The 22,854-nt window shown below is 68.5% G+C and carries 21 protein-coding genes; 15 read left to right on the forward strand and 6 right to left on the reverse strand.

The genetic code is table 11. The features are described 5' to 3' along the window. The first annotated feature begins 16 nt into the window (after nt 1–16). Nucleotides 17–1,132 (forward strand): cellulase family glycosylhydrolase, encoded by a 1,116-nt coding sequence (locus OHB23_RS08560; protein WP_222639510.1) that lies wholly within the window; start codon nt 17–19, stop codon nt 1,130–1,132. A gap of 2 nt (nt 1,133–1,134) precedes the next feature. Here the strand turns inward: OHB23_RS08560 and OHB23_RS08565 are convergent, their stop codons facing one another. Further along, nucleotides 1,135–1,716, reverse strand: a complete 582-nt coding sequence (locus tag OHB23_RS08565) for an excalibur calcium-binding domain-containing protein (protein WP_328811300.1) — start codon at nt 1,714–1,716, stop codon at nt 1,135–1,137. 98 nt (nt 1,717–1,814) lie between these two features. Then, on the reverse strand, nt 1,815–3,167 hold the full coding sequence (locus tag OHB23_RS08570) for an MmgE/PrpD family protein (RefSeq protein WP_328811301.1): 1,353 nt from the start codon (nt 3,165–3,167) through the stop codon (nt 1,815–1,817). Between the two features lie 168 nt (nt 3,168–3,335). On the opposite strand from OHB23_RS08570, the gene OHB23_RS08575 reads away from it, so the two are divergent. Both OHB23_RS08575 and OHB23_RS08580 read left to right on the forward strand, forming a co-directional pair. Next, nucleotides 3,336–4,148 carry a cyclase family protein gene (locus OHB23_RS08575; RefSeq protein ID WP_328811302.1) on the forward strand — a complete coding sequence of 271 codons (813 nt, stop codon included), beginning with the start codon at nt 3,336–3,338 and terminating at the stop codon, nt 4,146–4,148. Beyond that, nucleotides 4,145–5,560 carry an MmgE/PrpD family protein gene (locus OHB23_RS08580; protein ID WP_328811303.1) on the forward strand — a complete coding sequence of 472 codons (1,416 nt, stop codon included), beginning with the start codon at nt 4,145–4,147 and terminating at the stop codon, nt 5,558–5,560. The genes OHB23_RS08575 and OHB23_RS08580 overlap by 4 nt, the downstream gene beginning before the upstream one ends. On the opposite strand, the gene OHB23_RS08585 is transcribed toward OHB23_RS08580, so the two are convergent. Together OHB23_RS08585 and OHB23_RS08590 are read right to left on the reverse strand one after the other, a co-directional pair. Then, nucleotides 5,557–6,369 carry an HpcH/HpaI aldolase/citrate lyase family protein gene (locus OHB23_RS08585; RefSeq protein WP_328811304.1) on the reverse strand — a complete coding sequence of 271 codons (813 nt, stop codon included), beginning with the start codon at nt 6,367–6,369 and terminating at the stop codon, nt 5,557–5,559. The two genes, OHB23_RS08580 and OHB23_RS08585, sit on opposite strands and share 4 nt — an antisense overlap. Nucleotides 6,370–6,377: 8 nt before the next feature. After that, nucleotides 6,378–7,178, reverse strand: a complete 801-nt coding sequence (locus OHB23_RS08590; RefSeq protein WP_222645593.1) for an IclR family transcriptional regulator — start codon at nt 7,176–7,178, stop codon at nt 6,378–6,380. Between the two features lie 244 nt (nt 7,179–7,422). Here OHB23_RS08590 and OHB23_RS08595 point away from each other — a divergent pair, with 244 nt between their 5' ends. The 11 genes from OHB23_RS08595 to OHB23_RS08645 all read left to right on the forward strand — a co-directional run bounded on the left by OHB23_RS08595 (nt 7,423) and on the right by OHB23_RS08645 (nt 18,711). Beyond that, nucleotides 7,423–8,643, forward strand: a complete 1,221-nt coding sequence (locus OHB23_RS08595; protein WP_222632939.1) for an ABC transporter substrate-binding protein — start codon at nt 7,423–7,425, stop codon at nt 8,641–8,643. Continuing rightward, nucleotides 8,640–9,623, forward strand: coding sequence for a branched-chain amino acid ABC transporter permease (locus tag OHB23_RS08600; protein ID WP_027504755.1), 984 nt, complete (start codon nt 8,640–8,642; stop codon nt 9,621–9,623). Before OHB23_RS08595 ends, OHB23_RS08600 begins: the two co-directional genes overlap by 4 nt. Further along, on the forward strand, nt 9,620–10,663 hold the full coding sequence (locus tag OHB23_RS08605; RefSeq protein WP_056442070.1) for a branched-chain amino acid ABC transporter permease: 1,044 nt from the start codon (nt 9,620–9,622) through the stop codon (nt 10,661–10,663). The genes OHB23_RS08600 and OHB23_RS08605 overlap by 4 nt, the downstream gene beginning before the upstream one ends. Further along, the gene (locus OHB23_RS08610) at nt 10,660–11,379 is read left to right on the forward strand and encodes an ABC transporter ATP-binding protein (RefSeq protein WP_197027740.1); all 720 of its coding nucleotides are present in this window, start codon (nt 10,660–10,662) and stop codon (nt 11,377–11,379) included. Before OHB23_RS08605 ends, OHB23_RS08610 begins: the two co-directional genes overlap by 4 nt. Beyond that, complete coding sequence (locus OHB23_RS08615) at nt 11,376–12,080, forward strand: ABC transporter ATP-binding protein (protein ID WP_328811305.1); 705 nt, start codon at nt 11,376–11,378, stop codon at nt 12,078–12,080. Before OHB23_RS08610 ends, OHB23_RS08615 begins: the two co-directional genes overlap by 4 nt. 28 nt (nt 12,081–12,108) lie before the next feature. Further along, entirely contained in the window at nt 12,109–12,741 is a 633-nt protein-coding gene (locus OHB23_RS08620; protein WP_328811306.1) for a hydantoin racemase, read from the forward strand. Then, nucleotides 12,738–14,105 (forward strand): FAD-dependent oxidoreductase, encoded by a 1,368-nt coding sequence (locus OHB23_RS08625; RefSeq protein ID WP_328811307.1) that lies wholly within the window; start codon nt 12,738–12,740, stop codon nt 14,103–14,105. The genes OHB23_RS08620 and OHB23_RS08625 overlap by 4 nt, the downstream gene beginning before the upstream one ends. A gap of 12 nt (nt 14,106–14,117) precedes the next feature. Continuing rightward, complete coding sequence (locus OHB23_RS08630) at nt 14,118–15,584, forward strand: dihydroorotase (RefSeq protein WP_222649674.1); 1,467 nt, start codon at nt 14,118–14,120, stop codon at nt 15,582–15,584. Then, complete coding sequence (locus tag OHB23_RS08635; RefSeq protein ID WP_056442086.1) at nt 15,581–16,768, forward strand: CaiB/BaiF CoA transferase family protein; 1,188 nt, start codon at nt 15,581–15,583, stop codon at nt 16,766–16,768. Before OHB23_RS08630 ends, OHB23_RS08635 begins: the two co-directional genes overlap by 4 nt. A gap of 26 nt (nt 16,769–16,794) precedes the next feature. After that, nucleotides 16,795–17,196, forward strand: a complete 402-nt coding sequence (locus OHB23_RS08640) for a DUF6992 family protein (RefSeq protein WP_027504763.1) — start codon at nt 16,795–16,797, stop codon at nt 17,194–17,196. A 249-nt stretch (nt 17,197–17,445) separates the two neighbouring features. Then, nucleotides 17,446–18,711, forward strand: a complete 1,266-nt coding sequence (locus OHB23_RS08645) for a DUF4185 domain-containing protein (RefSeq protein WP_328811308.1) — start codon at nt 17,446–17,448, stop codon at nt 18,709–18,711. A 3-nt stretch (nt 18,712–18,714) separates the two neighbouring features. On the opposite strand, the gene OHB23_RS08650 is transcribed toward OHB23_RS08645, so the two are convergent. Then, nucleotides 18,715–18,948, reverse strand: a complete 234-nt coding sequence (locus tag OHB23_RS08650) for a hypothetical protein (protein ID WP_328811309.1) — start codon at nt 18,946–18,948, stop codon at nt 18,715–18,717. A gap of 100 nt (nt 18,949–19,048) precedes the next feature. Beyond that, complete coding sequence (locus tag OHB23_RS08655; protein ID WP_328811310.1) at nt 19,049–19,519, reverse strand: DUF3558 family protein; 471 nt, start codon at nt 19,517–19,519, stop codon at nt 19,049–19,051. Nucleotides 19,520–20,012: 493 nt separating this feature from the next. On the opposite strand from OHB23_RS08655, the gene OHB23_RS08660 reads away from it, so the two are divergent. Further along, nucleotides 20,013–22,823: an FAD-binding and (Fe-S)-binding domain-containing protein gene (locus tag OHB23_RS08660; protein WP_328811311.1), complete on the forward strand. Its 2,811-nt coding sequence runs from the start codon at nt 20,013–20,015 to the stop codon at nt 22,821–22,823. Nucleotides 22,824–22,854 lie beyond the last annotated feature (31 nt).

Genomic DNA, 22,854 nt, shown 5'->3' on the forward strand with positions numbered 1-22,854 from the left:
GGTCGGGGAGTCGGTCATGCAGGTCGGTAGACGCGTTGCGCAGATTCTGTTGGTGGTGGCGACGGTGATCGCCACCCTGTCGGTGCCGACCGCGTCGGCGGCGAGTCCGTATGTCGGACGCCAGGGCATCGGGCTCAACGGCATCGACTTCCGGAGCAGCTCGAGCGCCCAGCAGGCACAGGCGACCCGGGTCGCGGGTACGGGCGCCAAGTGGGTCCGCATCGAGATCGACTGGTGGTACGTCCAGGACGGTGGGCCGACCGCCTACAACTGGTCGGGTCCGGACGGTGCTGTGGCGGCGGCCAAAGCGAAGTCCCTCAACGTCCTGCTGCTCATCCAGAAGACACCGCCGTGGGCTCGGACCACCAGCGACGGCAGCACACCGCCCACGAACCCGGACGACTACGCGACGTTCGCCGCCAAGGTCGTGAGCAGGTATGCGCCGCAGGGGGTTCGGTCGTTCGAGGTGTGGAACGAGCCGAACCTGTGGATGTTCTGGGCCGACCCGGTGACGGGCAAGCCGAATGTGCAGGGTTACGTCGATCTGCTGAAGGCGGCCTACCCGAAGATGAAGGCCGCCACCACCAGCACCATCAGCATCGTGGCCGCCGGACTGTCCCCCTACGGCACCACGGGTCAGAGCCCGGAAGGGCACGCCGTCTCACCGATCACCTACCTCGATCAGATGTACGACCTCGGCGCCGGACCGTACTTCGACGCCGTCGGCTGGCACCCGTACACCGCGCCCGCGTTGCCGAACGACACTGCCGACTGGAACGCGTGGTCGCAGATGAGCGTCGACTTCACCAATCCCGACGGCACGATCTACCAGAAGAGCGCGCGCACGATCATGACCGAGAACGGCGACGCCGGGAAGCTCATCGTCATGACCGAGGCCGGCGCCGCCACTGCGGGCGACCCGAGCGTCAGCGAGCAGGTACAGGCGACGGCCTACCGACAGGCCGTCGACAACCGCCTGTCCTACTCGTGGGCCGGGCCGATCTTCTTCTACGAGACCACAGACCGCGCCGCGATGACCGCGGTGAATCCCGACAAGGAGAACTACTTCGGGGTCTACCGCTCGAACGGGGTGGCCAAGCCGGCGGTGACCGTTCTCAAGAGCGTGCGCTGAGCTCACTCACACCCGACGCCGTCTCCGTCGCGGTCCAGGTGCGAGCCGTAGCCGGGGTCGCCCACGCGGACGGGCGCTGCGCCGGCGTTCCGAGCCGCGGTGCAGTTCGTGTAGTACGTCGATCCGGACGACTCGGGAACGACGGCCGGCGCGACGTACGGAGCCGGTGCGGGTACCGGCGCGACGAATGGCACGGGCGCCGGGACGTAGGCGCGGTCGACGTCCGGCACGTCGACGTCCGGCACCTCAACGTACGGGGTCTCGACGTACGGCACCGTCGTGGTGGGCGGCGGTGCGTACACGGTGACGGTCTCGGGAGTGATCGTGACGGCAGTGGTCGTCGACGTGGTGGTGGTCGGCCGCGGGGTGGTGGTCGTCGCGCGGGGAGTGGTGGTCGGTGCGGCCGACGTGGTGGTGAGAGTGGTCTCCGCGCTCGCGGCGACGGGTTCGGGTTCCTGCATCAGCCCCAGTCCGACGACGGACAGGCCCACGAAGGCGGCGACAGCGGCCGTGATCTTGCCCTTGTTGCCCTTCTTGCGGGCCTCGATGTGGGGCGGCTGGAACGGCGGCGGATACGCGGTCATGCAGGTCCTCAGGTGAATGGCAGCAACGGGTCACACCACACGTCGCGCGGGGCGCGCGGCACGTTACAGGGTGGTCGGTTTCCGCCGGAACGCGCTGCTTAGGGCAGTGCGGTCAGAGTTCGGACCACGTCCGAAGAATGCAGGACATCGGTGACCACGCGATCGATCCGCCCGGCGTCCTCCGCGCCGACGAGCCGTTCGATCTTCTCCAGTATCTGTGCGTGGTCCAACGGGAAATGGTCGACGTCGCCCACCGGATCCGGTGAACCGGCCGACACGGTCTCGCCGGAGACGAGAACGATGTCGACCTCCGCGGCGCGTCGGTCGGGCAGCAGCGCCGTGAGCGAGGGCGACGACTCGACGTCCACCCGTGCGCTGAACTCCTGCGCCGCACGGAAGGTCGCGCTGCCGGGCGTCAGGGTCTCCACGTCGATGCTTCCGGCCACCACCGCGGCGGACACGACGAACGGCAGCGAGAACATCGCACCGAGCCGCGTCGAGGGGTGCCGACCGAACAGGGGTTCCGCCAGCGCGTGGGTGCGGACGCGCACGCTCGCGATGTCGGCGATATCCAGGTTCGTGCGCAGAGCCTGCACGATGTCGACGGCGGCGTGGGTGTACGAGCAGCTGGCATGGCGCTTCGCGTACCCCTGATCGAGGGCGAACGTGCCGTCCGGCGCGGGTGCGAGCTTGTCGGCATCGAGAGTGCCGACGATGTCCCCCAGAGTCGTCGCCGCCGCGCCGCTGTTGTGCACCAGTCCTGCCGAGGACAACCGCGCGGCGTCGAGTCCCGCACGGACGGCGCCGCCGATCCACAGGTTCCGGCCGAAGTTGCCCGCGAGCACCACGGCCCACGGTGCGACGTGCACGAGCGCGGTCGAGGCGTCGATCGCGGCCGCCGTGCGCTCGGCGTCGAGATCCCACACGACGGCAGCGGCGGCGGCGGCGCCGGTCGCTCCCCAGTGTCCGTGGGTGTGCCACTTCGGGTCGCGGGTCAATGCGGCACCGAAGCGGGTGGCCACCTCGTAACCGGCCACCACGGCGGCGACGAACCGGTCGCCCGACACCGGCTGTGCGCCGAGGCGGGCCGCTGCGACGGCGGCCGGAAGCACATGGGCGGCAGGGTGACCCGCCGCGTACTTGTTGCCCTCGTCCAGTTCGAGGCAGCACGAGGCGATCGCGTCCAGGTAGGCCGCCGTCTCCACGCCGGTGCGGGCGCCGCGACCGACGGTGGCCGTCGTGCCCGGTTCGGTTCGCCACCGCGTGAGAAGCGCGGTCAGTTCCGGTGTCCGCGCTCCCGCCAGGGTGACACCCAGAAGGTCGAGCAGCACGGTGCGGATCCGACTCTCGTACGCGGTACCGGTCGCGGGTAGGTCCACGCAGAACCGCGCCAGATCGTCGATGCGTAGTCGCACCTGTTCCGCTGAAAGGAACGTTGCCGAGTCGGTCATGCGACAACGCTAGGACTGACACTCGTGCTGGTCAATACATCTGCCGGACGTGATCAGGGCTGCTAGGGTCGGCATCGACAACAGTCAGGCACCCCGGTGTCTCCGGTGTCGATCCGCTCAGCGGAACAGCGTGCACCGTGAACCCAGTCCAGAGGAGAGAATCGAGCCATGTCGGACAGACTTCTCGAGGCCGTCACGGCCGGTGTACGCACGGTCGATCTCGGACGCCAGCTGCGGGTCGGTATGCCGCAGTCGCCGAATCACCCGCAGTTCTGGCACACGCTTCCGCGTCGGCACGGCGACATGACCCGGTCGGACGGCGGCAGCGCCGCGAACGACATGATCACCACCGGAACGCATGTCGGCACCCATATCGACGCGCTCGCCCACGTCTCCCACGAGGGGAAGATGCACGGCGGTGTCGACGCGGCCGAGGCCGGTGTCGGCGGCAAGTACGTCGAGCTCGGTGTGCACACGATCGCGCCGATGATCCGCCGCGGCATCCTGCTCGACATTCCGGCCGTGCGCGGAATCGAGCGGCTCGAGGGCGGTGACGAGATCACGGTCGACGACCTCGAGTCCGCCTGCGTCGCCCAGGGTGTCGAGGTGTCGGCCGGCGACGTCGTGCTGATCCGCAGTGGGTGGGCGCAGTTGTTCGACGAGGGTCAGCCCTACGTCGGTGGTCCGTCCGGGGTTCCCGGTGTCGGCGAGCCCGGGGCGCAGTGGCTCGCGTCCCGAGAGGTGCACGCCGCGGGCGCCGACACCATCGCCTTCGAGCGCCTCGCGCCGGGCGGTGGCCACGCGCTGCTCCCCGCTCATCGAGTCCTGCTGGTGGAGAGCGGCATCTACATCATCGAGGCCCTCGATCTCGAGGAGCTCGCACGCACCCGGACGTACGAGTTCACCTTCGTCCTGGTGCCGCTCAACATCTTCGGCGCCACGGGATCGCCGGTGCGCCCCCTCGCGGTGGTGTCGGCATGACCGAGTCCACACTCGCCCGCACGCTGGCGGAGTTCGCGGTGGAGCACTCGTTCGACGATCTGCCTGCCGACGTGGTGGACAGCATCGGGCTCCGCGTCCTCGACACGCTCGGGATCGCGATCGCGGCCACGGAACTCGACACCAGTGCGATGGCCACCGCGTGGGCGCGGGAGCAGGGCGGTCGAGCCGTCGCCTCGGCCGTCGGAGTGGAGGAGAACCTCCCGCCGACACTCGCGGCCTTCGTCAACGGGGTGCTCGCGCACTCCCTCGATTTCGACGACACCCACCTGCCCTCGGTGCTGCACCCCAGTGCGTCGGTGGTACCGGCCGCACTCGCCGCGGCGCAGCAGCACGGTGCCTCCGGCCGGGACCTGGTGCGCGGCATTGCGATCGGCCTCGAGGTGTGTGTCCGCCTCGGCATGGCCGGTTTCGATCCGGAGACGAAGAACTCGGTGTTCTTCGAGAACGGGCAGCACGCCACGTCCATCTGCGGAGCCATGGGCGGTGCGGCCGCTGCCGCGGTGATCGGCGGCGCCTCGGCCGACGGCATCGTCGACACGCTCGGTATCGCGGCGTCGATGGCGGCCGGCATCATCGAGGCGAACCGCACCGGTGGCACGGTCAAGCGCATGCACTGCGGGTGGGCGGCGCACTCCGGCGTGTCCGCGGCCGGTCTCGCTCGGCACGGCATCACCGGACCGCCGACGGTGCTCGAGGGCAGGTTCGGATTCTTTCAGGCGTGGTTGCACCAGAGCGGGCGCGCCGCCGAGATCACCGACGGCCTGGGCAGCACCTGGGCCGCGCCGGGTCTCTTCGTGAAGCCCTACCCGGCCAACCACTTCACGCACGCGGCTCTCGACGCGGCGGCCGCGTTGCGGAGTCGGGGCATCACGCCCGCGGACGTCGAGCGGTTCGTCCTCGGTGTCCCCGCTGCCAACCTCCGGACCATCGGCGAACCCATCGAGGTCAAGCGCACACCGCAGACCGGGTACATGGCTCAGTTCAGCGGACCCTACGCGGTGGCGGTGGGCATACTCGGTGGCGGTGGACTCGGTGCGGTACTGGACGACTACACCGACGAGAAGGCCACGTCGACGGAGCGTCGCGACATCATGGCGCGCGTCGACGTCGTCCCGGACGCGCAGTGCAACGCCATCTTTCCGCACCAGTTCCCGGCCGTTCTCACAGTGCATCTCACCGACGGCACCACCGTCGTCGAAGAGGTGCTGACCACGCGCGGCGGCCCGGAACGGCCGTTGTCGTTCGAGGACGTCCGAGCGAAGTTCACGGCCAACGTCGGCGGTCTGCTGAGCGTGCAGGCAGCCGACGCCTTCGCAGCGCAGTGCGCCGGCCTCGCCGACCTCGAGGACCCGGGCATGCTGTTCGATTCGATTCGCACACTGGGGAATTAGAGTCGGACGCGGGCCAGGATCTCCCGGGCGCCGCGGACCACGGCCTCGTCGACGAAGCGTCCGTCGTCGTCGACCGTGGGTCCGCCGGCCGCCCGGTCGAACAGGTCGACGAGGCGCTCCGCCCGGCGCACGTCGTCCGCGGCCGGTGTCAGGGCATCGTTGATCACGGGCACCTGGCCGGGATGTACCGCGGTGCGAGAGCGGAAGCCCATGTGCACGAAGTGCGCGGTGGTGGTGACGAACGCGTCGAGGTCGCGGAACTCGGTTGAGGTAGGTGCGATCGGTGCCTCCAGACCCGCTGCTGCGCAGCCGATCACGATGTCCGCGCGGATGGCGTCGACCACGTGCTCGGTGTCCGCCGCGCGGGTGATCCGCAGATCGGCCAGCAGGTCCACCTCGCCGATGCCGACGGTCACCAGTCGGGAGCTGCTCGCCAGGTCGGTCAGGCCGCGCAGGGCGGCCGCGGTCTCCACCAGACCCACCATCGCGATGTCCGCGTCTCCGAGTCGCTCGTCCGCCTCCGCGAGGGAGGCCGCCCCGCACTTGGCCACGATGATCCCGGTGACGCCGGGTCGCGCCGCCGCGGCGAGGTCCTCGGCGAGGAACTCGGGTGTCACGCGAACCCACACCTGCGCTCCACCGTCGCGCGGACGGTCCAGCCACTGCGCGACATCGGTTCTCGCCGTGTTCTTCTGCGCGAGTGGGACCGCGTCCTCGAGGTCGAGGATGACGGCGTCGGCCGGTCCCGAGACGGCCTTGTCGAACAAGGCGGGCTTCACGGCCGGCACGTAGAGGAACGAGCGCGGCATGCGGCGGGTCATCGGGCGGCCCGCGCTTCGAGGCTCTGCGTAATCGCGCGCGCGGCGGCCAGCACCTGACCGGCGTGCGCCACGTGATCGTCGTCGGCGGTGGAGGAGTAGCGGAAGGCCGGTCCGGAGGAGCTGACCGAGCCGAGCACGTGGCCGGCCGCGTCGAAGAACGGGGCGGCGATGGAGGCGGCGCCGGTGTTGCGCTCGTTGATGGAGGTCCCGTAGCCGGTGTCCCTGATCTCCTGGAGCCGGGCCAGGAACGTCGTCTCGTCGGCGTCCGGAGTGCTGCCCCGCAGCTCCTCGAAGGCCTCGTGCGCGTAGTGCGGCGGAAGGAACGCGAGGATGGCGCGGCTCGAGGCGCCGGAGTGCAGCGGGTACTGCGGGCCGATCTCCACCACCATCTTCACCTCCTGCGGGCTCTCGTACTGGTCCAGGTAGACCCGCCGATGCCCCACCAGGACGGACAACGTCGCCGTCTCGAGGGTCTGCGCACGTAGTCGGCGCAGGATGGGAGCGGCGATGGAACGGACGTCGAGCTGGCTCCATGCCTTCGTACCGAGTCCGATGGCCGCCGGGCCGAGGGAGTAGGTGGACTCGCCCGCCACCGGCTGCACGATCGAGCGCGATGCCAGGGACTGCAGGATCCGGTGCACCACAGCCTTGCTCAGGTCCAGGCGGCGCGCGAGCTCCGTGACACCCAGTGCCCGGTCGGACTGCGCGAAGGACAGCAGGACGTCGGCCACCCGATCCGCCGATTCGGTTCCCGTCGACGCGGAGTCGGTGCCGGTCGAGCTGGTAGTTGCGGCCATGGGGCCAACCTTCCACATTCGCTGAGTACGTGCGCGGCTTCGGCGCGTTCCGCTGAGCGAACCATACCCGTAACAAGAAAGTCATCAAAGAGCCTGTTCTGACCCAGTGATGCGTGTAATACTCAGTACTGCAGGGAATAGCCACCCACTAAGTGGTGCGCTGAGCGGAACACAGGCCGTGTCCTTCGGTCACACGGTTTCCCGAGACTCGGCGCCTCGATCGGCGCGGAAGGCAGATCCAATCATGAGAAAAGTCGTAGGCGTGCTCGCCGCAGTGGCCCTTCTGGGCACGGCTGCGTGTGGATCCTCGTCCGGATCGGACGGTTCGGGTCCCATCAAGATCGGATCCGTGCACCCCACCACCGGTGCGCTGGCCGGTGTCGGTGGACTGATGAACGACGGTGCCGCACTGGCCGTCGAGGACATCAACGGTGCCGGCGGCATCTCCTCGCTCGAGGGGCGTCCACTGGAACTCGTCACCGGTGACAGCCAGGGCAAGGCGGAGGTCGGCCAGAGTGAGGCGCAGCGTCTGATCGACGACGGCGCGGTCGCCCTGGTGGGCACCTATCAGAGTGACGTGACGCAGAACGTCGCATCGGTCGCCGAGCGCTCGCGAGTGCCGCTGGTCATCGACGTCGCGGTCGACGACAAGATCCTCGACCAGGGTTACCAGTACGCGTTCCGTATCCAGCCGAACGCCTCCAGCATGGGTACCGACGGCGCCAAGGCGCTCGCGGCCATCGAGGAGCAGACCGGCCAGCCGATCGATCGCGTGTCGTACCTGCACATCGAGGGCTCGTTCGGTGACAGCGTGTTCGACGCCTTCGAGAAGGAGGCCGCGAACCAGGGCATCTCCTCGGTGCAGGAGATCACGTACCCGGCCACCAACTTCTCCGACGCCACGACGCAGGTGCGCGAGGCCGCGGTCTCCAACCCCGACGTCATCGTCGCGACGGGCTACTACCCGGACGGTCTGCTGATCGCGAAGGCCGTCGAGCAGTTGAATGTCGACGTCAAGGGTGTCTACGGCATCGCCAACGGCGCCTTCGACGACAGTTCCTTCCCGTCTGCCGCCGGCACCGCCGGTGAGGGTGTGCTGTCCGCCAACTACCACTTCGATGCCACCAGCGATCGAGTCAACGACATTCGCTCGCGCTTCGAGGAGAAGTACGGCCGTCCGATGGAGACGGCGGCGATGCTGTCGTACCAGGCCGTCGAGGTCATCGCGGCCGGACTCGAGGACGGCGCCGACGCGGATCCGGAAGCGTTGCGCGAGGCCATCTCCGGGGTCACCATCGACGACCCGCTGCTCGCCTTCTCCGGTCCCATCCAGTTCGACGAGACCGGTCAGAACTCCAACGCGACGGTCATCGTGATGCAGGTGCGCGACGGCCAGGTCACCCAGGTCTTCCCGGACGAGTTCGCCACCGAGGCCATCGAGTTCCCCGCGGGAGCGGGCCGGTGACGGTCGTCGCCGAGAGCGCGGCCACGGAGAAGACCCGGCGCGCCGTGAATCCCGGCGTCGCCGTCGGGGGAGCGCTCGTGGTGATCCTCGCCGTCATCTTCTTCGTCGGCGGCAAGGACCAGGGTCTGGTCGGCCAGGCCATCGTGTCCGGTCTGCTGCTCGGCGGGGTCTACGCGCTGATCTCGGTCGGCCTGACACTCATCTTCGGTGTGCTCGGCATCGTGAACTTCGCCCAGGGCGCGATGCTCACCCTGGCGATGTACATCGTGTACGCGCTGTCGACGGCAGGGTTGCCCGTCTACGTGGCAACGCTTCTCGCGGTTCCCGTCATGTTCGTGTTCGGCATGATCGTGCAGGCCACCCTGCTCACCAAGCTCACCATCGGCGGGAGTCACGAGGGTCCGCTACTGGTGACACTCGGGTTGTCGTTGCTCATCATCAACGTGCTCCTCATGGTCTTCGGTGGTCGGCCCAAGTCGGTCGAGGCGCCCGTGGACGGATCGATCTCGATACTCGGCACCGTCGCGGCCTGGCCTCGGGTGCTCGCGTTCGTCGGTGCCGCGGTCGTGGCCATCGCGCTGAAGTCGGTGCTCGAACGCACGCGCCTCGGGTTGTCGATCCGCGCGGTGGCGTCGAACTCGGAGGGCGCCAAGCTCGTCGGAGTCGACATCGGCCGCGTCTACGCGCTGACGTTCGGTATCGGCGCGGCTTGCGTGGCCGTCGCCGGCGGACTGATGACACCGTTCACGTCTCTCACCCCGTCGGTGGGCGAGCAGTTCACGATTCTCGCCTTCGTCATCGTGGTGCTGGGCGGTCTCGGCAGTGTCGTCGGAGCCATGGTCGGCGGCATCGTCATCGGTCTGGTCCAGACGGTCGGCGCCCTGTACCTCCCCGGTACCGGATCGCTGATCCTCGTCTTCGCCGTGTTCGTCATGGTGCTCTTTCTCAAGCCCGAAGGTCTGTACGGAGGACGCCGATGACCACCACGACGGATGTCTCGACGGACTCCGCGTCCGACACGCGGCTGAAGGACTCCTGGCTGCGACGCCAGTTGCTCACGCTCGTAATCGGATTCGTGGTCGTCGCCGCGTTCCCGCTCGTGCTCGGCGAGCAGGCGCAGACGGTCGCGGTCCGGACGTTGATCTTCGCGATCATGGCCGTCGGCTGGAACCTCATGAGCGGCTTCGGCGGCATGTTCAGCTTCGGTCACGCGGCGTTCTTCGGCATCGGCGCGTACACCGGTGCGTATCTGCTGGTGGAGCACGGCATCTCGCCGTGGATCTCCATGCTCGTCGGCGCCGTGGTGTCCGCCGCGGTGGGCACCACCATTGCCTACCTGTGCTTGCGCTACCGGCTGGCCGGGTCGTACTTCGCCCTGGCGACGTTCGCCTTCGCGCAGATGTTCCTGCTGCTCGTGCAGAATCTCGAGGTCTTCAACAAGACCGAGGGCTTCAACGTGCCGATCCTGCCGCGTGATTCGTGGTGGATGCTGCAGTTCGAGAAGGGCAGTGCCAACTACCTGTGGATCCCGTTGGTGATCCTGGCGCTCGCGGTGCTGGGCACCATCTTCTACGTCCGGTCCCGGCCGGGGCAGTACGTGCAGGCGATCCGTGACGACGCCACCGCGGCAGCCTCTCTCGGCATCGACACGATGAAGTACCGGCTCATCGCGGTCGCGGCGAGCTGCGCCCTCACGGCCGTGGCAGGCGTGTACTACGTGCAGTACTACTTCTTCGTGGGCCCCGAGCAGGCATTCGGATCCGCGGTGTCCGTCGAGGCCATCGTCCCTGCCGTCATCGGCGGCATCGGGACCATCTGGGGACCGGTGCTCGGCGCCGCGGTCATCGGGCCGCTGTCGGAGCTCATCAACGAGCTGCTGCGCAACCCGCCCGCGTTCCTCGAGTTCCTCCAGGGATCCATCGGACTCGACGTGGCGGTCTACTCGGTGATTCTCATCCTGATCGTGATCTTCCTGCCCAAGGGGATCTTCGGCACGATTCGCGAGAGGTGGCGCAAGTGAGCGTCCTCAGTATCGAGAATCTCAGCAAGTCGTTCTCGGGCATCCACGCGGTGCGCGACGTCAGCATCGACGTCCCGGACGAGCAGTTTCTCGGCATCATCGGCCCCAACGGCGCCGGCAAGACCACCCTGTTCTCGCTGTTGGCCGGCGAGCAGCCGCCGACGTCGGGTCGCGTGATCTTCGACGGCACCGACATCACGGGGTGGCCCGCGGACCGCATCGCGCGCGCTGGGTTGGTGCGTACGTTCCAGTTGATGCGGCCGTTCGAGTCGATGTCCGTTCTCGAGAACGTCACCATCGCCGCACTGTCCAAGCGTAAGTCGCGGAAGGACGCGCGTCGGCACGCTCTCGAGGTGCTCGACCGGGTGCAGCTCTCCGACCAGGTGGGCGGGACTGTGTCGACGATGTCGACGGCCGGACTCAAGCGCCTGGAGCTGGCCCGCGCTCTTGCCATGGAACCGCGGGTGGTCCTGCTCGACGAGGTGCTCGCGGGACTCGTTCCGGCGGAACGTGCGCCGATGATCGAGCTGCTGCGCTCCCTGCACAGCGGCGGGCAGACCGTCCTGTTCGTCGAACACATCATGGCCGCGGTCATGGCGTTGTCCGAGCGTCTGGTCGTCATGCACGAGGGCGCGGTCCTCACAGCGGGGGATCCGCGCACCGTCATCGAGGACCACCGCGTCGTCGAGGCCTATCTGGGTGAGGAGACCGCATGATGCTCGAGATCGACGATCTGCACGCCGGCTACCGGCGACTGGAGATCCTGCACGGTGTCACGATGCATCTGGAGAAGGACGAGATCGTCTCTCTCATCGGAGCCAACGGCGCCGGCAAGACCACGACGCTGCGCGCCCTGTCGGGTCTGGTCACGCCCAGCAAGGGCCGCATCATGTTGGACGGCAACGACATCAGTGGCAACCGCGCCGATCGCATCGTCCGGTCGGGACTGGTGCACGTCGCCCAGGACCGCGCACTCTTCGGTTCGCTGCCGGTCTCCGAGAACCTGGAGATGGGCGCGTACACCCAGAAGCGCGGGTCCACGAAGGAGTCGCTCGACCGCGTCTTCGATCTGTTCCCCATTCTCGCCGAGCGGCGGACCCAGCGCGCGGACACCATGTCCGGCGGTCAGCAGCAGATGCTGGCCATCGGCCGCGCCATGATGTCGAAGCCGCGTGTGCTCACGCTCGACGAACCGTCCGTCGGCCTGGCGCCGAAGCTCGCCGCCGAAGTCCTCGAGGCCATCGTGCGGATCCGCGAGACCGGGGTGACCGTGCTGATCGTCGAGCAGAACGCCGCACAGGCACTCGCGATCTCCGACCGCGCCTACGTCATCGACAGCGGATCCATCGTGCTCACCGGTACGGGAGCCGAGCTCGCCCACGACGATCGCGTCAAGGCTGCGTACCTCGGCATCTGATGCCGCACCTCTCGTCAGGAGTTTCTTCGTGCGATTGCTCGCATACACCCCCATCCATGTCGACTTCGCCGAGTTCCGGCGACGTCAGGAGCGGTACGACGCACTGAGCCCGGTGGGCGTGTCAGTCGTCCTGCGCAATATCGGTCCCGATGCTCCGCGCGCGCTGGACACCGAGGCCGACGTCCGAGCGTCCGAAGTGGCACTGGCCGCCGCCTTCCGCGCGTCCGATCCGGACGAGTTCGACGGGTACCTGCCCGACTGCGTGCTCGATCCGTGTGCGGAGGAGGCGGACAGGTTCGAGCGTCCCCTGTACGGACTGACGCGACTCACCGCGTCGTTCTACGCCTCGCAGGGCCACCGCCTCGGCGCCCTCGCCCGCAATGCCGCCATCGCTGCCGAACTCGACCGCCGCGTGGCGGGTTACGGCATCCCCGCCGAGCCGACCGTCGTCATGGACCTGTCGTTCGACGACATCGCGGACTCGCGGGCCTGGGCCGATGCGGTCACCGTCCACGCTCGTGCGCTGACGTGTTCGGTGGCCATCAACGCGTGCTCGGCGGTCGATCTCACCGGGCCGCGAACCACACCGCTGGTCGTGGATCCCACGGCCACCGCCCTGCGCCTGCTCGCACTGCGCGACGAGCTGGAGCCGGCATCGTGAGCGCGGACGGACCCGATCTGATCGTCGCCGGCGCCGGCGGCGGACTGATCGCCGCGCTGCGTGCCGCCGAGCACGGACTCGACGTGCTGGTCGTCGAGGCCAGCGACCACTTCAAGCGCGGCAACAACACTGCGATGTCGACGGCCATGATCCCCGGTGCGGGGTCTCGCTGGCAGCGTGAGGCGGGCATCGAGGACTCCCCGGAGACGTTCGTCGAGGACGTGCTCCGCAAGACGAAGGGCACGGCCGACGCAGAACTCGCCGGAGCCCTCGCCCGCGTGAGCGCGCCACTCGTCGAATGGATGGCGGATCACCTCGAGGTGCCGTTGTCGCTGGTCACCGATTTCGCCTACCCCGGTCACTCGGCACTGCGCTGCCACACCGTCGAGGGTCGGCACGGAAGCGTGTTGCTCGAGCACCTGGTGCGCGCGGTGACGGCGGAGCCGCGCATCGACGTTCTGGCACCGGCCCGGCTGACCGACGTCCGCGTCGACGACGGTCGCGTCACCGCCGCGGTGATCACGCTCCCGGACGGGTCGACCGAGACGATCCCCACCGACGCGGTGCTGTTGGCCACCAACGGGTACGGCGGCGACCACGAGCGGGTCGCCACCCACGTCCCCGAGATCGCGCAGGCTCGCTACCACGGCAGCGAGCACTCCCGCGGAGACGCGCTCACCATCGGTGGCCGTCTCGGCGCCGCGACCGCGTATCTCGATGCGTACCAGGGGCATGCGGCGCTGTCGAAGAAGGCGTCGACCCTGGTCGGGTGGGCCACCGTCATGCACGGGGGCGTCGTCCTCGACCTCACGGGACGACGCTTCGGTGACGAGACGACGGGCTACTCCGAGTACGCCGCCCATCTCGCGGCCCGCCCGGAGTCCGAGGGCGTCATCGTCATCGACCGCGACATCCACGACAAGTGTCTGTCGTTCACCGACTTTCGTCAGACGGTCGATTCGGGCGCCGTCGTGTGGGCGGACACGCCGGCCGAGCTGGCCGACCCGATGGGGCTCCCCGCCGATGCCGTCGTCGACGAACTCGCGACCGTCGAGAGGTACGCACGGAGTGAGGAGTCGGACCCGCACGGGCGCACCTCGTTCGAGCACGAGCTCACCGGGCCGTACGCGGCGATCCGCATCGTCCCCGCGCTGTTCCACACCCAGGGCGGCCTCGTCGTCGACGGGAACGCTCGGGTCCTGCGACCCGACGGCACCGCGATCGAGGGACTGTTCGCCTCCGGCGGCGCTGCGATGGGCATCTCGGGCCACGGCGCCGCGGGGTACCTCGCCGGCAACGGATTGCTGCCCGCACTCGGACTCGCTTATCTGGCCGCAGATGTCGTGGCCGGTACTCATCACTAGAGAAGGATTGTCATGACGAAGCTTCTGATCACCAATGCCCGAGTCGTACGTCCGGGCGCCGATCATCCCGAGGACGGCGAATTCCTCGACCTGCTGATCGAGGACGGGAAGTTCACCCGCATCGAGGCGGGGATCGATCCGTCGAGCGCCGACACCGTCGTCGACGCCGCCGGCAAGGTCGCATTCCCCGGAGTGGTGGACGCGCACCAACACTGGGGCATCTACAACCCGCTGGGTGAGGACGCCTACACCGAGTCCAGGGCCTGCGTGCAGGGCGGTGTCACCACCTCGCTGTCCTACATGCGCACCGGTCAGTACTACATGAACACCGGTGGTTCGTACGCCGATGTGTTCCCGACGGTGCTCGAGGCCACCGAGGGCAAGCCGTTCGTCGACTACGCGTACCACCTCGCGCCGATGTCGAAGGAGCACATCGCCGAGATCCCCTCGCTCATCACCGATCACGGTGTGACGTCGTTCAAGATCTTCATGTTCTACGGCAGCCACGGGCTGCACGGGCGCTCGACCGACCAGAGCGAATTCCTCATGACGCCGGAGGGCGAGCGCTACGACCTCGCACACTTCGAGTTCGTCATGCGCGGCATCCAGGCCGCACGGGAGCAGCTCGGTGACAAGGCCGATCACATCTCGCTCTCGCTGCACTGCGAGACCGCCGAGATCATGAGCGCCTACACCAAGCTCGTCGAGGAGGAGGGAACGCTCACCGGCCTCGCGGCGTACAGCGCCTCGCGTCCGCCGCACTCCGAGGGGCTCGCGGTCACCATCGCGTCGTTCCTCGCCGACGAGACGCAGCTGCCCAACATCAACCTGCTGCACCTCTCCTCCCGCAAGGCCCTCACTGCCGCCATGCGGATGGCGAAGGCGTTCCCGCACGTCAACTTCCGTCGCGAGGTGACCATCGGTCACCTGCTCGCCGACATCGACACCGCCTACGGACTGGGCGGCAAGGTCAACCCGCCGCTGCGCCCGCGCGACGACGTCGAGGCCCTGTGGGAGCACCTGCTCGGAGGCGACATCGACTGGGTGGTCAGCGATCACGCGTGCTGCAAGGACGAGAAGAAGTTCGCCGAGGACCGCGGCGACATCTTCGCGGCCAAGTCGGGATTCGGCGGCGCCGAGTACCTGCTGCCGGGACTGGTCAGCGAGGGCCGCAAGCGCGGACTCAGCTGGCGTCGCATCGCGGAGCTGACGTCGCTCAATCCCGCTCGCCGCTACGGACTTCCGGGCAAGGGCGAGATCGCCGTCGGAATGGACGCCGACCTGGCACTGGTCGATCCCGATCACACGTGGACGGTGCGTCCCGAGGATTCGGAGTCCACGCAGGAGTACACCCCCTTCGAGGGCTTCGAGCTCGGCGCGAAGGTCACCGACACGTTCGTGCGTGGCCACCGCGTACTCGACAACGGCGCTGTCGCGGGGGAGCCGACCGGCCGCTACCTGCACAGGCCCTACAAGTGACCGGGCCCCTGGAGGGGATTCGCGTTCTCGACGCGTCGACGATCCTCGCCGGTCCGCTGGTCGCCCAGATCCTCGGCGACTTCGGTGCCGACGTCGTCAAGATCGAGCACCCCACCAAGCCGGACGGGATGCGTGGGCACGGTCTGGACAAGGACGGCCACCCGCTGTGGTGGACCATGGTCAGCCGCAACAAGCGCGGCATGACGCTGAACCTCGGCAAGCCCGAGGGGGCCGACGTCTTCCGCAAGCTCGTCGCGGATGCCGACGTGGTGGTGGAGAACTTCCGGCCGGGCACCCTCGAGAAGTGGGGCCTCGGCTACGACGTGCTGTCCGAGATCAATCCGGGTCTGATCCTGTTGCGTGTCACCGGTTTCGGCCAGACCGGGCCCTACTCGACGAGGCCGGCGTTCGGCACTCTGGTCGAGTCGATGAGCGGGTTCGCCCACCTCACCGGCTCGGCCGACGGACCGCCGACGCTTCCCGCCTTCGGTCTGGCGGATTCGCTGGCCGGCATCGCGGGATCGTCGGCGGTCTCGATGGCCCTGCTGCACCGGACGAAGACGGGTAGAGGTCAGCAGATCGATCTCGATCTGCTGAGCCCCATCATGACGGCGGTCGGGCCCGGCATCATCTACGCCGACCAGTTGGGCATCGACCAGGAGCGCACCGGTAACCGGTCGAGCAACAACGCGCCCCGCAATCTCTATCGGACCAAGGACGAGCACTGGCTGGCGATCTCCACCAGTGCCAACTCCATCGCCGAGCGCGTTCTCCGCCTCGTCGGTCACCCCGAGGTTCTCGACGAGCCGTGGTTCGCCACGGGTCGTCAGCGCGCGGCCCACGCCGACCTGCTCGACGGATACGTCGGTGGGTGGATCGCCGAGCGCACGCGCGACGAGGTGATCGCGGCCTTCGAGGAGGCCGGCGCGGCGGTCGCACCCGTCTACAAGCCGAGCGAGCTGCTCGACGATCCGCAGGTCAACGCCATCGAGATGGTCACCACAGTCGAGGACGACGCTCTCGGGCCGGTGCGCATGCAGAACGTCATGTGGCGCATGGGGGAGAGCCCTGGCAGCATCCGCCACACCGGACGTCCGCACGGCGCGGACACCGACACCGTGCTCGCCGAGCTCGGTCTCAGCGACGACGAGGTGCGCACCCTGCACGAGACCGGCATCGTCTGACCGCTCGAGTGGGCACACTGGTGTCCATGACGTCAGCACACAGTGTCGCGAAGGATCTCGGTCGACGGCTTCTCTGGTGGGGCGGCGGCAGTGTCGCGGTCGGCGCCGCCGCAGCGTTGGGTGGCGGCTCTCCCGCGGTCCGTGCTTTCGGCATCCAGACCGCGGGCTGGGGCGCCATCGATCTCGCCATCGCCGGGATCGGGGCGGCCCGGTCCACCGAGGTTGCGGCCGACAAGCTGCGGAAGACCTTGTGGATCAACACTGGACTCGACGTCGTCTATGTCGCCCTGGGTGCACATCTCCTGTACCACCGGCCCACCTTCGGCGGGAGGGTGACGCCGCAGCAGTCCTCCGGGCACGGTGCCGCAGTCGTCGTGCAGGGTGCGGCTCTCCTGGTGCTCGACAGCGTGCACGCGAAACGCTTGTGACTCAGGACTCGGCATACCGCCCGGTCCGAGGGGCACACTGGACTGGAGTCCGCGGACCGACGTGGGCCTCGTGGCCGGTGCGTCCGTCGGGGGCGCACCGGCCGCCCTCATTGTGTGGCTGAAATACCCACCGTGTAATTCTCATTTGTCAAGTACCGACACGTGCTTTTGTTGCGGCGTGCCCACTTTTCGGTAACACTCACCACATCAGTCACATGAGTCACACAGTCGATCGGTGGGGGTCGGAGTATGCGAGCACGAAGTCGGCAGATCGCGGTGGGGGCCGCGCTGACGTTGGTGGCCAGCGGTCTGGGTGTGCTGTCGGCACCGGTCGCGTCCGCGGAACCGTGCGGTGGTCTCGGTGGCCCCGGCTCGTCACTGCTGGGCAGCTTCTTCGGTAGCAGCGGATCGAGTGGCGGCGGGGGCAGCAACCCGCGCGGGACTCAGCAGCCGCTCGCCCCGATCCGCAGTGGGAACACACAGTCCGTGGGGTGGGTGACCGGACCTCTCAGCGCCAACAACACGTACGACCGTTTCGGCATCTCGGGTACCGATCTCGGCATCAGCTGGGACAACGGCGCAGGCCAGACGCTCATGGCGTTCGGTGACTCCTTCGGCAACTGCTCGGTGAACGGGCAGCAGTGGCGCAACAACCTGCTGCTGCGGTCCAGCGACGACAACCTCTCCGACGGCATCACCGTTCCCGACGCCGTGCCCGGCGACAGTGCGTCCGGCTCCATCGTCCTGCCGGCGACGCCTCGGTACGCCGAGCAGATCGTCCCGACGCTGCGGTTGCCGGAGATCGAGGTGACCACCATCCCGACAGCTGCCATCGCCATCGACGGTGTGCAGTACCTGAACTACATGTCCGTGCAGAGTTGGGGAGCGCCCGGCCGGTGGGTCACCAACTTCTCGGCCATCGCGACGTCGAGGGACAACGGGCAGAGCTGGACGACGGACCCGACGACCATTCGCGTCAACAAGGGCGTCACGATTCCCGGTGTCGCTCAGGTCAACGAGGCCAACGGCCGATTCCAGATGAACGCATACGCCAAGGGTCCCGACGGCTGGCTGTACCAGTTCGGAACGCCCAACGGCCGTTTCGGTGCAGCCTTTCTCGCCCGTGTGCAACCGGCGGACATCCTCGATCTGACGAAGTACGAGTATTCCACCGGTGATGTCGCGCGCCCGTGGTCGACCGATGTCGCCGATTCGAAGAAGGTCGTCGACGAACCGGTCGGCGAGCTCAGCGTCTCGTGGAACGCGTACCTGAAGAAGTACGTGATGCTCTACGGCGATGAGAACCAGGGCTCCATCGTCGCCCGCACCGCCACGGATCCGCAGGGACCGTGGAGCCCGATGACAACTCTGCTCGGGCGGGCGGAGACCATCGGCGGCGTCTACGCCCCGTACATCCACCCGAAGTCGAGTGGGCGTGACCTGTACTTCACTGCCTCGCGCTGGTCCGACTACAACGTGATGCTGTTGAAGACGGATCTCGATGCGCTGAAGTGACGGCTACTTCGGCGTGATGCGTTGTGCCGCTTCGCTTTCGGTGGACTCGTAGTTCCGACCCATCTCGGTGAAGGTGTCGGCGAGCGACGACGCGATCGCGATGTGCGCCTGAAGCAAGGTCGACAAAGACCCCGGCCCACCCACCGCGAGCTCGGAGTACTTGCGCGCCAGCGCCTGGCCGGAGGGGAGGGTGCCGAAGCCCTGTGCGAAGTCCTGCACTTGGATGGTCGACCTCACGGCGGTGATGCCTTCGGCGAATTCTGCGCACGCACGGGCACATCGCTCCGCGGCCTCCGTGGTTATTTCGAGCTCGTTCAACCCTGTCACGGTGCCCCCGTCATGGTGGTGTCGCGCTCTCGAGAGCGCCTGAAATGCGCCTGGCTTCTGCGCAGTAGTCGCCGACAGTTGATGGATCACCCGCGTTTCTCACGGCGAACTCAATTGCCCCTGCGGTCGATGCGTACGCAATGTGGCAGGCCTCGTCGAGAGTTCCCGGAAGTTGCTGGAAGCTGAGCGCTGGGCGCCCGCCTATATCTATATCCTCTGGGTTCACGGATCGGCTGTCTCCGCGGAACTCTGATATCGCTGTGGTCGTCGACGAGATGGTCAGGACGAACCAGTCCTGCCGGAACGAGCAGTACCGCCACTGACTGTTTCCCTGATCGAACTGACCCGAGTCGACGATCTCCGCGTTCACGCCCGCAGCCGCCACGGCGTCACTCGGAATGGTGCACGGGTCCCACAGCTCCGCGACGGGTTCGCCCGAGACGCCGGGGGAGCAGGCGCCGCAGAACACGAGCGCAGCCACGGCCACCCCACCTCGAATCCATCGCACTCGAACTTGGACGCGGTCAGCGGCCCGGCGGTTCCCATGCCGATCCGCGCGGGTTCTGGTCAGCCGCGCGCGGTCCAACCTGCGCGGGTGTCCGAACGGTGCTCGGATCCGCCGCGACCGCTGGCCGCGCAGCTCCCAGCACTGCGCGCAGGCCACGGACTTGCGCGTACTGCTGCACGGTGCGCGTCTGCGGCGCCGACCGACGCGCCGATCCGCGCGACCGTCAGCACCCCCGCTCACCACAACCGGCGCACCCGACCGGAGCGTGCGCGGACAAGCGAGCACCACCATCCGCTCACCGCCCAGCACCGTGCGCAGGCCACGTCCAGCGCGTACTGCCGCGCAGTGCGCGCCGGCACCCGCCCGCCACCCACCCGCCCCCCACCCACCCGCACCCGCCCGCCCGCACCCGTTCGCCCCCGCCAACCCCACACCCCCGCCCACCCGGCCCGGTAGCGTCGACACGGTGATCTCCGCCGAGGACTGCGCCCGCGCACTGCGCCGCGCGGGCCTCGACGACGTGCTCACCGACGGCACGACCCGCGCCGCCTATTCGTCCGACGCGTCGCTCTACCGCGTGCACCCGCTCGTCGTCGCGCGGCCCCGTCGCACCGAGGACATCGCGGCGGCCGTCGCGATGTGCCGCGAGACCGGGGTTCCGCTGACCATGCGCGGCGGCGGCACGTCCGTGGCCGGCAACGCGGTGGGTACCGGGGTTGTGCTCGACGTCAGTCGGCACCTGAACCGGGTGCTCCACGTCGACCCCGAGGCGCGCACCGCGACTGTCGAACCCGGCGCCGTGCAGTCGGTGGTGCAGAAGGCAGCGGCGCAGCACGGGCTCCGGTTCGGTCCCGACCCGTCCACCTTCACGCGCTGCACCGTCGGCGGCATGATCGGGAACAACGCGTGCGGCTCGCGCACTCTCGGCTACGGCCGGACCTCCGACAACGTCTCCGCGCTCGACGTGGTGACGGGCAGCGGGGAGCAGCTGCACCTGCCGAGGGACACCACGTCTCCGACTCTCGATGCGCTGCGGCAGATCGTCGCCGGCGGACTCGGAACCGTCCGAACGGAATTCGGCATGTTCGGCCGCCAGGTCTCCGGCTACGCGCTGGAGAACCTGTTGCCGGAGAACCGTTTCGACGTCCGCCGGATGCTGGTGGGCAGCGAGGGCACGCTCGCGGTCACCACGCGCGCCACCGTCGACCTTGTGACGGAGCCGGCGTTCCGCATCCTCGTCGTTCTCGGGTACCCGGACATCGCCACCGCCGGTGACGCCGCGCCCACCGTCCTGACGTTCGCGCCCACGGCGTGCGAGGGCATCGATTCGCGCATCGTCGACGTCGTCCGCGAACGCCGCGGACCCCATGCGGTTCCGCCGCTTCCCGGCGGCGCCGCGTGGTTGTTCGTCGAGGTCGTCGGCGATACCCGCGAGCAGGCCATGGACCGAGCCGACGCGGTCGCACGCGGCTGCGGAGCGGTCGACTCCCTGGTGGTCACCGACGCGGAACGCACCGCTCGGCTGTGGCAGATCCGAGCAGACGGAGCCGGACTCGCGGGGCGCAGTCCCGCGGGGTTGCCGGCACACGCCGGGTGGGAGGACGCGGCGGTACCGCCGGCCTCGCTCGGCCGATACCTGCGCGACTTCGACGACCTCATGACGCAGTACGGGGTGACCGGGCTGCCGTACGGGCACTTCGGTGACGGGTGCCTGCACGTGCGCATCGACCTGCCACTCGACAAGCCCGGTGGGACAGGGGTGTTCCGCCGGTTCCTCGTCGATGCCGCCACGCTGGTGGCGCGGTACGGCGGGTCGTTGTCCGGTGAGCACGGCGACGGCCGTGCGCGCAGTGAGCTCTTGCCCCTGATGTACTCGGCGGACGCACTCGCGTTGTTCGGTGCCGTCAAGCATGCGTTCGATCCCGACGGCATCCTCAATCCCGGTGTGCTCGTGGATCCTCGACCGCTCGATGCGGATCTTCGTGTCCCGTCCGCGACGTCTCGGACGCTGCTCGCGATGGCCTACGCCGAGGACGGCGGCGACTTCAGTCAGGCCGTGCACCGGTGCACGGGCGTCGGTAAGTGCCGCGCGGACACCACCGGCACCAGCGGGGTGATGTGCCCGTCGTACCTGGCGACTCGGGAGGAGAAGGACTCCACCCGCGGTCGCGCCCGGGTACTGCAGGAGATGATCAACGGCACCGACGTCACCGGCGGGTGGCGCTCGCCCGAGGTGCACGATGCCCTGGATCTGTGCTTGTCCTGCAAGGGATGTGCCTCGGACTGTCCGACCGGTGTCGACATGGCGTCGTACAAGGCGGAGGTGCTGCACCAGAGCTACCGACGTCGGCTACGCCCTGCGGCGCACTACTCGCTCGGGTGGCTTCCGCGCTGGGCCGCTGTCGCCGCTCGAGCGCCGCGCGCCGTCAACGCTGCGGCGCGGCTTCCGGGGGTGGGTCCGCTGGCACTGCGTGCGGCGGGCATCGATCCTCGTCGCTCGATACCCGAGTTCGCCCCGAGGACGTTCCGGCAGTGGTTCCACGAATCGCACCGGCCCACGACCGGTGATCCCGTCGTGCTCTTCGTCGACTCCTTCACCAATCACTTCACGCCCGAGGTGGGCCGGGCGACGGTGCGTGTGCTCGAGGCGGCGGGCTACCGACCGCGGCTGACCGAGACGCAGCAGTGTTGCGCTCTCACGTGGATTTCGACCGGTCAACTGGACGCCGCGAAGCGCATCCTGGGACGCACCGTGGACGCCCTGACCGAGGCGTCGGACGGCGGTGTTCCCATCGTGGGTATCGAACCGTCGTGCACCGGTGTACTACGAAGCGACGCAACGGAACTGCTCGGCAAGGAGCGCGCCGCGCCGGTCGCCGAGGCCACCCGCACGCTGGCCGAACTGCTCACCGAGCGCGGGTGGGAACCGCCGTCCCTGAACGGCCGAGAGGTGGTGGCGCAGCCGCACTGTCACCACCACGCCGTGATGGGCTGGGGCGCAGACGCGGCTCTGCTCGAGAGAGCGGGCGCCGATGTGCAGCGACTAGGTGGTTGCTGCGGGCTCGCCGGGAATTTCGGCGTCGAGAAGGGGCATTACGACGTCTCGGTCACCATCGCCGGTCAGCAATTTCTGCCGGCGGTGCAGTCGGCGGCGGACACCGCGTCGATTCTGGCCGACGGCTACTCCTGCCGTACCCAGCTGTCCGATCTCACGGATCGCCGCGGTGAGCACCTCGCGCAAGTGTTGGCGAGCGCGTTGCCTGATGAGACGGAGTGACGTGTAACACTCGTCGAGGTGGGGTATGCCC

The organism is Rhodococcus sp. NBC_00294, from assembly GCF_036163995.1.
Taxonomy (GTDB): Bacteria; Actinomycetota; Actinomycetes; order Mycobacteriales; family Mycobacteriaceae; genus Rhodococcoides.